Source organism: Methylobacterium sp. GC_Met_2 (assembly GCF_026540795.1).
GTDB lineage: Bacteria > Pseudomonadota > Alphaproteobacteria > Rhizobiales > Beijerinckiaceae > Methylobacterium.
The window spans coordinates 1-14185 of sequence record NZ_JALNUM010000044.1 but is presented as its reverse complement, the minus strand read 5'-3'; the positions used below and the strand labels follow the sequence as shown (position 1 = coordinate 14185).

Here is a 14185-nt window from a genome sequence, read left to right as displayed (position 1 = left end):
GCGCTCCGAAGGGCCCCGTCTCAGAGCCCGAACCGAGCGAAGGCCGCGCGTTCCTCGACGGCGGCCATCGCGCCCTCGGCCAGCGCGATCCCGCCCGGTGCGCCGCCCCGGCGCAGCAGGCGGGATAGGAACCCGCCCCGGGCCTCAGCGACGAGCCGGAGATCCACCTTCTCTCCGAAGCGGGCGCGCATCACCGTACGCACGTCGCCCAGCGCATCGACGAGGCCGAGCGGCAGCGCCTGCCGGCCGGTCCAGACCGCGCCGGTGAACAGGTTTTCGCCCTTCGACAGGGTCGGGCGCCGGGCCGTGACGAGGCTCGTGAACAGATCCTGCACGTCGGCCTGGATCCGCTTCAGCCGCTCCACATCCGCAGGGTCCTCGGGGCGGAACGGGTCGAGCATCGACTTGGCTTCGCCCTGGGTGTGGACCCGGCGCTCGACGCCGAGCTTCTCCAAGAGGTTATGGAAGCCGAACCCCGCCGAGACCACGCCGATCGAGCCGACGATCGAGGTCGGGTCGGCGACGATCTCATCGGCCGCGCAGGCGATCATGTAACCGCCGGACGCCGCGACATCCTCCACGAAGGCGATCACCGGCAGGCTTTTTTCCTCGGCCAGCGCCCGGATCCGGCGGTGGATCAGGTGCGATTGCGCGGGGGATCCGCCGGGCGAGTTGATCACCAGCGCCACCGCCTTGACCCCGGGCATCCCGAAGGCCCGCTCCAGGCTGCCGGCCACGCCGCCGATCGAGAGACCCGGGCGGAGCGGCGAGACCGCCCCGATCGTCCCCGAGAGCCGAACCACGGCGACCCGCGGGCGGCGGTCCCGGAAGCGGCGCGGAAGGAAGGCGCGGACGGAATCGGACAACGCGAACGCCATGGGGATCTTACGCAGCTCACTGGAGATGCGGGCCGGAACGGCCCGGATGGATCTAACGGAAACTGGGCGTTCCTTAACCTCAAGCAAGAGTGGTGCGTCTGCGCAGCTACGCGGACCGAACCGTTTGCCGACCTTGGCCGTTCCTGCCGTCGGTGCGGTTGTCGCGCCGGTCCGGATCCGCAGGCTCGTCCGGGCGCCAACACGGGAGAGAAACGATGCGACCCTGGCCTATCCTGGTCCTCCTGGCCGCGCTGATCGGCGGCTTGGCAGGCGCGCCCGCCCGCGCGGCGCCCCTTCCGGTTCCGGCGACCGCCGAGGCTGCGGCGCCCGCCCCGGCAATCCAGCTCGCCCGGTGGCACTACCGGCGTCATCACTGGCGGCGCCACTGGCATCACCGCCGCCACCAGTGGCACCGGCGTCACCACTGGCATCGGCACTACGGGCACCGTCGCCACTACGGGTACCGCCATCACGGCTACCGGCACCACGCCTTCCGCGGGCGTGCGGTGGGTCACCGCCACCTGACGTTCTACTAGCGCGCTCTCCGCCGAAGTGGACCCCGGTTCGGCGTAAGAGAGCGGGCCAAAACAAGGGCTTAGAGCCGTACCCGATCGCAACGCGATCGGGTACGGCTCTAAGCGACCCGGTTTGCGGCACGGCCCCAACCGGCCGGGCCGCAGCATCCTGGGACCCCCCGCCTGCGCGCTTGCGGGCGGCCTCGGAAAACCTTATTTAACCGTCTGATATCACTGCTCTTCCGAGAGGACGTTCCGGCGCATCGCGCGCCATCCGGGAGCGGCCGAGAGCATCGCCCATCCGGGCTTCAGAACGGAAACCGACTTGGCCGAGAACGATCCGACTGGCGCAGCCCCGCCCGCCAGCGACATCCGCCCCGTCTCCATCACCGACGAGATGCGCCGCTCCTACCTCGATTACGCGATGAGCGTGATCGTGAGCCGGGCGCTTCCCGACGCGCGCGACGGCCTGAAGCCGGTGCATCGGCGCATCCTCTACTCCGCCTTCGAATCCGGGCACCTGCCCGAGCGGAAATACGTGAAGTCGGCGCGCATCGTCGGCGACGTGATCGGTCTCTACCACCCGCACGGCGACCAATCGATCTACGACGCCTTGGTGCGGATGGCGCAGGACTTCTCCATGCGCCTGATGCTCATCGACGGGCAGGGCAATTTCGGCTCGGTGGACGGCGATCCGCCGGCCGCCATGCGCTACACCGAATCGCGGCTGGCCAAGCCCGCCACGGCGCTGCTCGCCGACATCGACAAGAACACCGTCGACTTCCAGCCGAACTACGACGAATCACGCGAGGAGCCGAAGGTCCTTCCGGCCCGTTTCCCGAACCTCCTGGCCAACGGCGCCGGCGGCATCGCGGTCGGCATGGCGACCAACATCCCGCCGCACAATCTGGGCGAGCTGATCGACGCCTGCGTGGCGCTGATCGACGATCCGGGGCTGACCATCGAGCAACTCACCGAGATCGTCCCCGGCCCGGACTTCCCGACCGGTGGCCGGATCCTCGGCCGCGCCGGCACCCGGCAGGCCTACGCGACCGGGCGCGGCTCGGTGATCATGCGCGCAAAGTCGCATGTCGAGGAGCTGCGCAAGGAGCGCGAGGCGCTGATCTTCACCGAGATCCCGTATCAGGTGAACAAGGCGACGCTGGTCGAGAAGATCGCCGAGCTGGTCAAGGAGAAGCGCGTCGAGGGCATCTCGGACCTGCGCGACGAATCCGACCGGACCGGCATGCGCATCGTCGTCGAGATCAAGCGCGACGCCATGGCCGACGTGGTGCTGAACCAGCTCTACCGGTTCACGCCGCTGCAATCCTCGTTCGGCTGCAACATGGTGGCGCTGAACGGCGGCCGCCCCGAACTGATGAACCTGAAGGACCTGCTCGAGGCCTTCGTGGATTTCCGCGAGGAGGTCGTCTCCCGCCGGACCAAGTTCCTCCTCGGCAAGGCCCGCGAGCGCGCCCACGTCTTGTGCGGCCTCGCCATAGCGGTGGCCAATATCGACGAGGTGATCCGCCTGATCCGGACCTCGCCGGACCCGAACACGGCTCGCGAGGCCCTGATGGGCCGCGACTGGCCGGCCCACGACATCGCGCCGCTGATCGCGCTCGTCGACGACCCGCGCCACCGGGTCGCCGAGGACGGGACCTATCGCCTGTCCGAGACCCAGGCCCGCGCCATCCTCGACCTGCGCCTGCAGCGCCTCACGGCTCTGGGCCGCGACGAGGTCGGCGACGAGTTGAAGACGCTTGCCGACGAGATCGCCGATTACCTCGATATCCTGCGCTCGCGGGTGCGCATCCAGACCATCGTGAAGCAGGAGCTGATCGAGGTCCGCGAGCAATTCGCCACCCCGCGCCGGACCGAGATCGTCGACTTCGACGGCAGCGTCGAGGACGAGGATCTGATCGCCCGCGAGGACATGGTGGTGACCGTGTCGCATGCCGGCTACGTGAAGCGCGTGCCGCTCTCGACCTACCGGGCTCAGCGCCGCGGCGGCAAGGGCCGCTCCGGCATGGCGACCCGCGACGAGGATTTCGTCACCCGCCTGTTCGTGGCCAACACCCACACGCCGGTGCTGTTCTTCTCGAGCCAGGGCCAGGCCTACAAGGAGAAGGTCTGGCGCCTGCCGATGGCCGCCCCGAACGCCCGCGGCAAGGCGCTGGTCAACATCCTGCAATTGCAGGACACCTCCGAGCGCATCACCACGATCATGCCGCTGCCGGAGGACGAGGCCTCCTGGGAGACGCTCGACGTGATGTTCGCGACCGCGAGCGGCAATGTCCGGCGCAACAAGCTGTCGGACTTCACCACGGTGAACCGCAACGGCAAGATCGCCATGAAGCTCGATCCGGGCGACCACATCGTCCATGTCGAGATCTGCCGTCCGGACCAGAACGTGCTGCTCACCACCGCCAAGGGCCAGTGCATCCGCTTCCCCGTGGAGGATGTGCGCGTGTTCAAGGGCCGCGATTCGACCGGCGTGCGCGGCATCCTCCTCGCCCCGGACGACCGCGTCATCTCGATGACGATCCTCAACGCCTTCGACGCCACGGCGGAGGAGCGGACCGGCTACCTGAAGATGCGCCGTGCCGTCACTGGCGAGGCGGAGGACGGCGTTGAGATCGAGGCCGAGGACGGTGCCGAGGCCGCCGCGATTTCGCAGGAGCGCTACGCCGAAATGGGGGGCGCCGAGCAATACGTGCTCACCCTGTCGGAGCGGGGCTTCGGCAAGCGCTCGTCGTCGTTCGAGTACCGGACCTCGGGCCGCGGCGGCAAGGGCATCACGGCGATGCGGGTCAACGAGCGCAACGGCAACCTCATCGGCTCCTTCCCGGTGGAGGCCTCGGACCAGATCATGCTGGTCACCGATGGCGGCCAGTTGATCCGCGTGCCGGTGGACGACATCCGCATCGTCGGCCGCGCCTCGCAGGGCGTCACGGTGTTCAACACCGCCAAGGATGAGAAGGTCGTCTCGGTCGAGCATATTGAGGGCGAGGACGAGGACGCCGAAGCCGGCGTCGAGGGCGGCGAGGAGGCGTAAGCTGCCGCCCGGTTCCGTCCGGGGCGAAAATGCTCTAGGTCGGGTCGCAATGACCCGCACTGCCCTCTACGCCGGCTCGTTCGATCCGGTAACGAACGGCCATCTCGACGTGGTCCGCCAAGCCTGCCGGCTGGTGGACCGCCTCGTGATCGCCATCGGCGTGCATCCCGGGAAGGCGCCGCTCTTCTCTGCCGAGGAGCGAGCGGCGCTCCTCACCGAGACCTGCGGGCCGGTGGCCCAGGCTGAGGGCGCGACGCTGGAGATCGTCACCTTCAACGACCTCGCGGTCTCGGCCGCCCGGCGCTGTGGCGCCGCGATCTTCATCCGCGGCCTGCGGGACGGCACCGATCTCGATTACGAGATGCAGCTCGCCGGCATGAACGGCGCCATGGCGCCGGAGGTGCAGACCGTGTTCCTGCCCGCCTCGATCCAGGCGCGCCCGATCACCGCGACGCTGGTGCGCCAGATCGCGGGCATGGGCGGGGATGTCGCGCCCTTCGTGCCCGCGCCCGTGGCGGAGCGCCTCCGGCAGCGCTTCGCCGCCCATTCCTGAGACTCGCAATTCCTGACCCCGGAAGGACTCCGATGAACCGACGCCACGCACTCCTCGCGCTCGCCCTCACGCTTGGTACCGCCAACGCGGCCTGGGCCGCGGATGCCAACACGGTCTATCTCCAGACCAAGGATGGCCGCATCACCATCGAGCTGCGTCCGGATCTGGCGCCCAAGCACGTCAAGCAGATCAAGACACTCGTGGGGCAGGGCTTCTACAACGGCCTGAAGTTCCACCGGGTCATCGACGGCTTCATGGCCCAGACCGGCGATCCGAAGGGCAACGGCACCGGCGGCTCCAGCCTGCCCAACATCCCGGCGGAGTTCTCGCAGTCGGCACAGTTCCGCCGGGGCACGGTGGGCATGGCCCGCTCGCAGGATCCGAACTCGGCCAACTCCCAGTTCTTCATCTGCCTCGCCGACGCGCCGAACCTGAACGGCCAGTACACGATCGTCGGCAATGTCACCGATGGACTCGACGTGCTCGACAAGATCAAGCGTGCATCCCCCGGTTCGCCCGGCGGCACCGTGCAGGATCCCGACAAGATCGTGAGCATGACGCTCGCCGAGAAGGCCAAGTAGCGGCCGCATGCCGGGCTGGCGCGCCGCCGCAATCCTCGTGCTGAGCTTGGGTCCGGCAGCCGCCGCGACCTATGAGGGCAGCCCGTTCTACGGCTATGCCTTCGAGCCCGGCGGCGGCTATCCCTTGAGCCTGCCGCAGACGCTGCGGGCCACGATCGCGGTGCCGGTCTCGCGGATGGCGACGAAGCCCGCCAATACTTTGGCGGAGCTGTACCCGGCGCTCGCCGCCTGCTGGCAGGTGCCGGCGGAACTCGGGGCGCCGAGCGCGGGAGCGGACGACATCGAAATCACCCTGCGGCTGTCGCTGCGCCGCGACGGCAGCCTGCTCGGGCCGCCGCGCGTGACTTACGCGGCTGGGGTCTCGGGTTCGCAGCGGAACACCCTGGTGCGCGGAACCCTCGACGCCCTGGCGCGCTGCATCCCCGTCCACATCACGGCCGGCCTCGGCAGCGCCATTGCAGGCCGCCCGGTGGCGCTCCGCTTCGTCTACCGCCCGCCGGCCTGAACGGCGGCGATACCATCACGGGCGCTGGCCGGATCCGGCAGGCGCCGATACAATTCCCCCAACCGGAAGGATGAAACATGGCCGACAACGAAACCATCGTGCTTGAGACCACCAAGGGTCGCGTCGTGATCGCGCTGCGCCCTGACCTCGCCCCGGGCCACGTCGAGCGCATCAAGACGCTGGCGGGGCAGGGCTTCTACGACGGCGTGCCGTTCCACCGGGTGATCGACGGGTTCATGGCCCAGACCGGCGACCCGACCGGCACCGGCTCGGGCGGTTCGGACCTGCCGGACCTGAAGGCCGAGTTCAACGCCGAGCCGCACACGCGCGGCACCTGCTCCATGGCGCGGACCAACTTCCCGCACTCGGCGAACTCGCAGTTCTTCATCTGCTTCGACGACGCCCGCTTCCTCGACAAGCAGTACACCGTATGGGGCAAGGTCGTGGAAGGCATGGACGTGGTCGACACGATCAACAAGGGCGAGCCGCCGCGCTCCCCGGACAAGATCGTGGAAGCGACCGTCAGCGAAGCGGCCTGAGGCCGGACTGAAACTTCGCGTGCCGCGACTGCTCTCGGTTGAGGGCACCGCGGCTCGCCGTCTTTGCGAGCGGAGCAAAACACCCAGCCAGCGCGACGATTTCCGATGTCGCGGTGGCCTGGGTCATTGCGCTTCGTTCGTGATGACGGCGGAACCGTTTCAGCCTCAGTCGAGCGCTTCGGCCGCCGCCAGATCCGCCGGCGTGTTGACGTTGAGAAACGGATCCACCGGCGCGACCGGCCAGGATGCCACTGCCGCCCCGTGAAGCGCGATGAAGGCGCCGACCCGCCGCTCTCCGCGTACAAGATAATTCCCAAGTGCATTGCGCAGGGCCGTCGGCCAGAGCGCGATCGTGTAGTGCTGGCGCTCGCCGGAGGCTGCGAGCGCGATGACGGTCTCGGAGGCCGCCGCGCGCAGACGCGCCACCAGATCTTCCGGCAGGAACGGCGCATCGCCCGAGACGCTGACGACCTGCTCGATGCCCTGCGCGGCAGCGTACTCCAGCCCCGCGAGGATGCCAGCCAGCGGTCCCGGCTGACCCGGCAGCGGATCCGGCAGGATCGGCCCCGGAAACCCGGGAAACCGCGCCGGGTCGCCGTTGGCGCTGAGCGCCAGCCCGGCCTCGCATTGCGGCCCGAGCCGTTCGACCACCCGCTCCAGCAACGTCCGGCCGCCGAGGCGGAGCAGCGGCTTGTCGCCGCCGCCCATCCGTCGCGCCTGCCCGCCGGCCAGGATCAGGCCGAGAACGGGCGGCGCCACGGGCTTACTCGAACACGATCTTGGGCGCCGTCCGCCCGGCCGGCGCGCTGGACAGGTTCGCCCAGAGCTGGGCGGCGATGTCCCGATAGATCTTGGCGTGCGGCCCCTCGGGATCCGTCGCCACCACGGGTTGACCGGAATCCGAGGTCTCGCGGATGGTCATGTCGAGCGGCACCTCGCCGAGGAACGGTACGCCGAGGCGCTGCGCCTCGATCCGCGCACCGCCATGGCCGAAGATGTGCGAGGCGTGGCCGCAATTCGGGCAGACGAAGGTCGCCATGTTCTCGATCACGCCGAGGATCGGCACCGCGACCTTCTTGAACATGGTCACGCCGCGACGCGCGTCGATCAGCGCGAGATCCTGCGGCGTCGAGACGATCACGGCGCCCGAAAGCGGCGTCGCCTGCGCCATGGTGAGCTGCGCGTCGCCGGTGCCGGGCGGCATGTCGACCAGCAGCACGTCGAGTTCGCCCCAGAGGACATCGCGCAGCATTTGGGTGATGGCGGACTGCACCATCGGGCCACGCCAGATCATGGCGGTCTCAGGCTCGATCAGGAAGCCGATCGACATGACCTTGAGGCCGTAGCCGACCATCGGCTCCATGGCCTTGTTGTCGACGACATTGGGCTTGCCCGAGAGGCCGAACAGTTTTGGCACCGACGGGCCGTAGATGTCGGCATCGAGCAGCCCGACCTTCAGCCCCTGTGCCTGGAGCGCCAGGGCGAGGTTGCAGGCCGTGGTGGACTTGCCGACGCCGCCCTTGCCGGAGGCGACCGCCACGATGTGGCGCACGCCCGCGATCTGCGGGCCCTGGTTCGGCGGCGCGCCGGGTCGTGGCGGCGCCACCGGCGGCGGCGTCACGGGGCGCGGGGCGGCGCTGCTCTGGGCCGGATGGCTCTGGCTCCGCTCCGACGTGAGGCTCGCGAACACGCCCGAGACGCCCGGCATTTGCAGGACCCGACCCTCTGCTTTCTGCCGCACCGGCTCGAACCGGTCGGCCTCGCTGGGATCGACCAGGATCGAAAACATCACGCGGCTGTTCGGATCGACCACGACCTGTGAGAGCCGCCCCGAGCCGGGCAGGGTGGTGCCGGCAGCATCGACGGTGACGTCGGCGAGCGCCTTCAGCACGTCGTCGCGGGTGATCGCCAAAATCGTTCTCCACCGGGGCAAGTCAGGTATGCCAGAGCATGTAACCAAGCGCGCCCAGAACACCAGACCCCGGATCTGCAATTGCCAGCCGCGCGGGAAGCCTGCGTCCCTGTGCCGGTCCCGACCCCTTGAGCAGCCTCAAGCAGCCGCAGCATGGAGACCCGCCGTGTCGTCTTCTATCGTGGCCGCGCGATCAGATTGCATTCCTGCATCGGCCCGCGCACCACGGTCCCGTCGCCACGCCAGTAGACGCCGTTGCGGACGTATCGGCAGCCGAGGGGGCCACGCAGCCGCCTCACGCGCTCGATATGGACGCTTCCGGCGCGCCGGTTGGAGAAATCGTGCCCGCCGATAGACACGCCCGGGCCGAACCGGACCTCGGCAGCCGCCGGAGGGACCGGAAGGGCGAGAGCGCCTACGGCCAGCAGCACGGCGACCGGCCGCCTCACCCATGGCTGCGTCATCCGAACCTCCGTCTACGCTCATGCAAGCTGAACCAACGGAAGATTGATCCGTTGTCGGGGCACCCTTCCGGCGGGGACCCCTCCGGCGCACCTCCGCGCGCCTCTGGAATCACCGCCTGAACCGACGATCAGGAGAACGAGTTCATGCATCAGGGCAATCACCGCGACCACGAGGGCGCGAAGAAGCTGTTCGAGCTCATCAAGGATGTAAAAATCGCCATGATGACGACCGTCGATTCGGACGGTACGCTCAACAGTCGCCCGATGTGGAACAACGACGTCGACGAGAACGGCGACCTGTGGTTCTTCACCAAGCTGCACTCGCCCAAGACCGCTGAGATCAGCAAGGACAACCAGATCAACCTCGCCTATTCCGACCCGTCGAGCCAGAACTACGTCTCGGTGGCCGGCAAGGCCGAGATCGTCCGCGACCAGTCGATCATCGACGCGAAGTGGAATGAGAGCCTGAAGACCTGGTTCCCCAACGGCAAGGACGATCCGGAGGTCGCGCTGATCCGGGTCCACCCTGAGAAGGGCGAGTACTGGGATAGCCCGAACAGCACGATGCTGCACCTCTACGGGTACGTGAAGGCTTCGCTCACCGGCGAGAGTCCGAAGACCGAGACCAAGAAGGTCGATCTGGCCTGAGTCTCCCCTTTCAGAACGCTGTACGTCCGCGGGCGGCCTTCATCGGGGGCCGCCCGTCTTCTTGACGGGGCCGGGCCCGGCATGCGCTCTGCGTCGGCGAAGCGCAGCAGAGTCCCGGAAGAATGCTCGATCTGGCGAAGCGGGTTTACGATCACAGCTTCCGCATCGACCCGGTCGTGCGGTCGCTGCTCGACACGGATTTCTACAAGCTGCTGATGGCGCAATCGATCCTGCGCCGGCACCCGGACATCCGTGCCACCTTCGGCATCACCAACCGGACGCACCGGATCCGCATCGCCGACGAGGTCGATGCCGGGCAGCTGCGCGAGCAGCTCGACCACGCCCGCACGCTGCGCCTCAGCAAGGGCGAGGTCACGTGGCTGCGCGGCAACGTCTTCCGCGGCCAGGGGCGGATCCTCGGGCCCGAATTCGTCGATTGGCTGGAGAACTTCCGGCTCCCGGACTACGAACTCGCCGTCCATGACGGGCAGTACGAGCTGACCTTCCACGGCCCCTGGGTCGAGACCACGATGTGGGAGGTTCCCGCGCTCGCGATCCTCAACGAACTGCGGGCGCGGGCGGTGCTGCGGGGCATGGGCAAGCTCGAGCTTCAGGTGCTCTACGCCCGGGCGATGACCCGGGTCTGGGAGAAGATCGAGCGGCTGCAGAAGCTGCCGGACCTGTCGGTGGCGGATTTCGGCACCCGGCGGCGCCACGGCTTCCTGTGGCAGGATTGGTGCGTGCAGGCGATGGCCGAGGGCCTGGGCGGCGCGTTCCTCGGCACCTCGAACTGCCTCATCGCCGCCCGGCAGGAGGTCGAGCCCGTGGGCACGAACGCCCATGAACTGCCGATGGTCTACGCGGCTCTGGCCGAGGACGACGCGGCGCTCGCCGCCGCGCCCTACGGCGTGCTGGCGGATTGGCAGGAGGATTACCAGGGGAACCTGCTGGTGATTCTGCCCGACACCTACGGCACCACCGGCTTCCTGGCGAAGGCCCCCGACTGGGTCAGCGACTGGACCGGCATCCGCATCGATTCCAAGGACCCGATCGAGGGCGGCGAGGAGGCGATCCGGTTCTGGCAGGAACGCGGACGCGACCCGCGGGACAAGCTCGCGATCTTCTCCGATGGGCTCGACATCGACGAGATCGAGCGGATCCACGCCCAGTTCCACGGGCGGATGCGCATCGGCTACGGCTGGGGTACGCTGCTCACCAACGATTTCCGCGGGCTCCTGCCGGACGGGAAGCTCGATCCGGTCTCGATCGTCTGCAAGGTCACGGAAGCCAATGGCCGGCCGACCGTGAAGCTGTCCGACAATCCCACCAAGGCGCAGGGGCCGGCCGAGGAGGTCGCCCGCTATCGGCGGGTCTTCGCCGTGGGCGAGCAGGAGGCGCTGCCGGTTGTGGTGTGACCGGGTGTCAGACCCGGCAGGGTGAAACACGAAGGCTGACGGCCCCCGACTGAATTCATTATCATGTCGTCCAACCGGAGCCGCCAGGGGCGGCCCTGTCTGGGAGAACGCCATGTCGATGAATCGCCGCTCGCTGATCGGGGCCGCGGGGCTCGCCCTCACGACGCCAGCCCTGCACGGCGCCCAAGCCGCCGAGGCGTCTAAACCGGCCGCCAAGCCTGCGCCGCCGCCCGTCACCAAAATCCTCGCGCAGTGGATCCTGGGATCCTCCTACGACAGCCTGCCGGAGAACGTCCGCCGCGAGGGCGTGCGCAGCTTCCTGAACTGGGTCGGCGTGGCGATCGGCGGCTCGCACCACGAGACCGTGGACGTTGCGGTCTCGGCGCTGCAGCCCTTCTCGGGGCCGCCCCAGGCCGGGCTGTTCGGCCGGACCGAGCGGTTCGACATCATGAACGCCGCCTTCCTCAACGGCGTGGCGAGCCACATCTTCGACTTCGACGATACCCATCTGAAGACGATCATCCACCCGGCCGGACCGGTCGCCTCGGCGATCCTGGCCTACGCGTCGATGAAGCCGGTCTCCGGCAAGGATTTCCTCGACGCGCTGGTGGTGGGGATCGAGGCCGAGTGCCGGATCGGCAATTCCGTCTACCCGAACCATTACGATGCCGGCTGGCACATCACCGGCACCTGCGGGCCGTTCGGCGCGGCCGCCGCCGTCGGCAAGCTGATGGGGCTGACCGAACAGCAGATGGTCTACGCGCTGGGGCTGGCCGCCTCGCAGCCGGTAGGTCTGCGCGAGTCGTTCGGCTCCATGAACAAGAGCTTCAATCCCGGCCGCGCGGCCGCGAACGGCCTGTTCGCGGCGATCCTGGCCGCGAAGGGCTACACCTCGTCGGATGGCATGATCGAGGCCAAGCGCGGCTGGGCCAACACGATCTCCACCAAGCAGGACTGGTCCGAAATCACCGACGGCCTCGGCACCCGCTACGAGTCGCTGCTCAACACCTACAAGCCCTTCGCCTGCGGCATCGTCATGCATCCGACGATCGACGCTGCCATCCAGATCCGCGATGAGGATCACGTCAAGCCGGAGGATATCAAGCGCGTCGATCTCAAGGTCCACCCGCTGGTGCTGGAGCTGACCGGCAAAACCGCGCCGAAGACCGGCCTGGAAGGCAAGTTCAGCATCTACCACGCCGCCGCGGTCGCCTTCGTGGAGGGCGCGGGCGGTGAGAAGCAGTTCAGCGATCGGGCTGTGAACGATCCGCAGGTGGTGGCGCTCCGCCAGAAGGTCCTGCCGGTGGTCACCCCCGGCATCGACGCCGCGCAGGTCGACATGACCGTGACCCTGAACGACGGCCGGACCTTCCACCGATTCATCGAACACGCGATCGGCAGCGTGGAGAAGCCGATGTCGGACGCGCAGCTTGAGGCGAAGTTTACGGACCTCGCGTCGGGCGTGCTGCCGGACGCGCAAACCAAGCGGGTGATGCAGCTGTGCTGGTCGCTGCCGGAGCTGAAGGATGCGGGTGAGGTGATGCGGGCCGGCGTGCAGGGGGCGTGATCCCCACACGCTGTGCGGGATCGTTTTCCGGTCCCATGCCGTTCCCCGAGCGCGCGGCCTCGTTCGACCCCGACGGGAGCCCGCCTGTAGCGTTCGGGGCGCGGATCGCGGCATGGCAACGAGAACCCCGGTCGGGGGTGAACCGGCGGCGCGACAGGGCGCGCCCCTGATCCCGCCGCGCCCCACGCGCGTCACCGCCGCCGAGACCCCACGGGCCGCCATGGCCTCGCCCGTGGTGGTCGGCGCCACCATCATCGCGGCACTGTATTTCGGCCGCGAGATCTTCATCCCGATCGCGATCGCGCTGCTCCTGTCCTTCGTGCTCACGCCGCTGGTCAACCGCCTGCGGCGGCTTCGGCTGCCACGGCTGGTGGCGGTGGGCGTCAGCGTCTTCCTGACCCTCGGCATCGTGGCGGCGATGGCCACCCTGATCGGCATCCAGGCGGCCGACCTCGCGGGGGACGTCCCGCGCTATCGGTCCACGATCGAGCAAAAGATCAACGGCCTGCGCGACTCGCCCGTGGGGCACGCCACCGAATACGTGGCCAGTATCGGGCGCGCCCTGCACACCGGTGGCAAGGAGGCGGGCAAGGAAGTGGGCGCCGCGGAGGGGCCAGCCGCCGCGCCGCCGCAACCGGCACCGGACCAGACGGCGTCGCAGCCCAAACCCATGGTGGTGGAGGTGGCCTCGACACCGCCGGGCTCGCTGGAAATGCTGTCCACGGTGCTGACGCCGGTCCTGCATCCGCTGGCCACCGTCGGTATCGTGTTCGTGGTCCTGCTGTTCGTGCTGATGCAGCGCGAGGACCTGCGGGACCGCATGATCCGGCTCGCGGGATCGAGCGACCTGCACCGCACCACCGTGGCGATGGACGACGCGGCCAAGCGCCTGAGCCGCTACTTCGTGGTCCAACTCGCGCTCAACGCCGCCTTCGGCGTCGTGGTCGGCATCGGGCTCTACGTGATCGGCGTGCCGAACCCGGTACTCTGGGCGATCTTCTCGGCCCTGATGCGCTTCGTGCCGTATCTCGGTGCGGTCCTTTCGGCGATCCTGCCGATGGCGCTCGCCGCCGCGGTCGATCCCGGCTGGAACATGATGATCGCGGTGGCGATCCTGTTCGTCATCCTTGAGCCGCTCACCGGGCAGGTGTTCGAGCCGATCGTCTACGGCCAATCCACCGGGCTCTCGCCCTTCGCGGTGCTGGTTTCGGCCCTGTTCTGGACCTGGCTGTGGGGACCGGTCGGCCTGCTGCTGTCGACGCCGCTCACCGTCTGCCTCGTGGTGCTCGGCCGCCACGTGGAGCACCTCGAATTCCTCGACGTGCTGTTCGGCGACCGGCCCGCGCTGACGCCGGTGCAGAACTTCTATCAGCGGATCCTCGCCGGGGATGCCGAGGAGGTGCTGGGCCATGCCGAGCTGATCCTGCAGCAATGCGCACTCTCGTCCTACTATGACGAGGTGGTCCTCAAGGCGCTCGAACTCGCTGCCCGGGACGCGGCACGGGGCGTGCTGACCGCCCGGCAGAAGGCCGCGATGCGCACTGCTTTGG

14 protein-coding genes are annotated in these 14185 nt (G+C 68.6%); 10 read left to right on the top strand and 4 right to left on the bottom strand.

Annotated elements, in window-relative coordinates:
• Positions 1-20: 20 nt before the first annotated feature.
• The gene (locus OXS49_RS16180) at positions 21-878 is read right to left on the bottom strand and encodes a S49 family peptidase (RefSeq protein WP_243998539.1); all 858 of its coding nucleotides are present in this window, start codon (positions 876-878) and stop codon (positions 21-23) included.
• Between the two features lie 215 nt (positions 879-1093).
• Here OXS49_RS16180 and OXS49_RS16175 point away from each other — a divergent pair, with 215 nt between their 5' ends.
• The 6 genes from OXS49_RS16175 (at position 1094) to OXS49_RS16150 (ending at position 6629) form a co-directional block, all read left to right on the top strand.
• A complete protein-coding gene (locus tag OXS49_RS16175) occupies positions 1094-1414 on the top strand; it encodes a hypothetical protein (protein ID WP_243998537.1) in 321 nt (106 codons plus the stop codon).
• 304 nt (positions 1415-1718) lie between these two features.
• Positions 1719-4451, top strand: a complete 2733-nt coding sequence (gene gyrA / locus OXS49_RS16170; protein WP_243998535.1) for a DNA gyrase subunit A — start codon at positions 1719-1721, stop codon at positions 4449-4451.
• Positions 4452-4500: 49 nt separating this feature from the next.
• Positions 4501-5004, top strand: coding sequence for a pantetheine-phosphate adenylyltransferase (coaD, locus tag OXS49_RS16165; protein WP_267425623.1), 504 nt, complete (start codon positions 4501-4503; stop codon positions 5002-5004).
• Positions 5005-5036: 32 nt separating this feature from the next.
• Positions 5037-5585 carry a peptidylprolyl isomerase gene (locus OXS49_RS16160; RefSeq protein WP_243918564.1) on the top strand — a complete coding sequence of 183 codons (549 nt, stop codon included), beginning with the start codon at positions 5037-5039 and terminating at the stop codon, positions 5583-5585.
• A 7-nt stretch (positions 5586-5592) separates the two neighbouring features.
• A complete protein-coding gene (locus OXS49_RS16155; RefSeq protein WP_267425622.1) occupies positions 5593-6090 on the top strand; it encodes a hypothetical protein in 498 nt (165 codons plus the stop codon).
• A gap of 77 nt (positions 6091-6167) precedes the next feature.
• Positions 6168-6629, top strand: coding sequence for a peptidylprolyl isomerase (locus tag OXS49_RS16150; RefSeq protein WP_267425621.1), 462 nt, complete (start codon positions 6168-6170; stop codon positions 6627-6629).
• A gap of 165 nt (positions 6630-6794) precedes the next feature.
• Here OXS49_RS16150 and mobA read toward each other — a convergent pair whose 3' ends face one another.
• The 3 genes from mobA to OXS49_RS16135 form a co-directional block, all read right to left on the bottom strand.
• Positions 6795-7388 carry a molybdenum cofactor guanylyltransferase MobA gene (gene mobA / locus OXS49_RS16145; protein WP_267425619.1) on the bottom strand — a complete coding sequence of 198 codons (594 nt, stop codon included), beginning with the start codon at positions 7386-7388 and terminating at the stop codon, positions 6795-6797.
• Positions 7389-7392: 4 nt separating this feature from the next.
• A complete protein-coding gene (gene apbC, locus OXS49_RS16140) occupies positions 7393-8541 on the bottom strand; it encodes an iron-sulfur cluster carrier protein ApbC (protein WP_243998526.1) in 1149 nt (382 codons plus the stop codon).
• Positions 8542-8717: 176 nt separating this feature from the next.
• Positions 8718-9005, bottom strand: coding sequence for a hypothetical protein (locus OXS49_RS16135; RefSeq protein WP_267425616.1), 288 nt, complete (start codon positions 9003-9005; stop codon positions 8718-8720).
• Positions 9006-9149: 144 nt separating this feature from the next.
• On the opposite strand from OXS49_RS16135, the gene OXS49_RS16130 reads away from it, so the two are divergent.
• The 4 genes from OXS49_RS16130 to OXS49_RS16115 all read left to right on the top strand — a co-directional run.
• Positions 9150-9653 (top strand): pyridoxamine 5'-phosphate oxidase family protein, encoded by a 504-nt coding sequence (locus OXS49_RS16130; protein WP_243918555.1) that lies wholly within the window; start codon positions 9150-9152, stop codon positions 9651-9653.
• Between the two features lie 122 nt (positions 9654-9775).
• Positions 9776-11068, top strand: a complete 1293-nt coding sequence (gene pncB / locus OXS49_RS16125; RefSeq protein WP_267425615.1) for a nicotinate phosphoribosyltransferase — start codon at positions 9776-9778, stop codon at positions 11066-11068.
• Between the two features lie 112 nt (positions 11069-11180).
• On the top strand, positions 11181-12635 hold the full coding sequence (locus OXS49_RS16120) for an MmgE/PrpD family protein (RefSeq protein WP_267425614.1): 1455 nt from the start codon (positions 11181-11183) through the stop codon (positions 12633-12635).
• Between the two features lie 112 nt (positions 12636-12747).
• Positions 12748-14185 (top strand): AI-2E family transporter (locus OXS49_RS16115; protein WP_267425613.1); only part of this gene is annotated, 1438 nt, incomplete at its 3' end.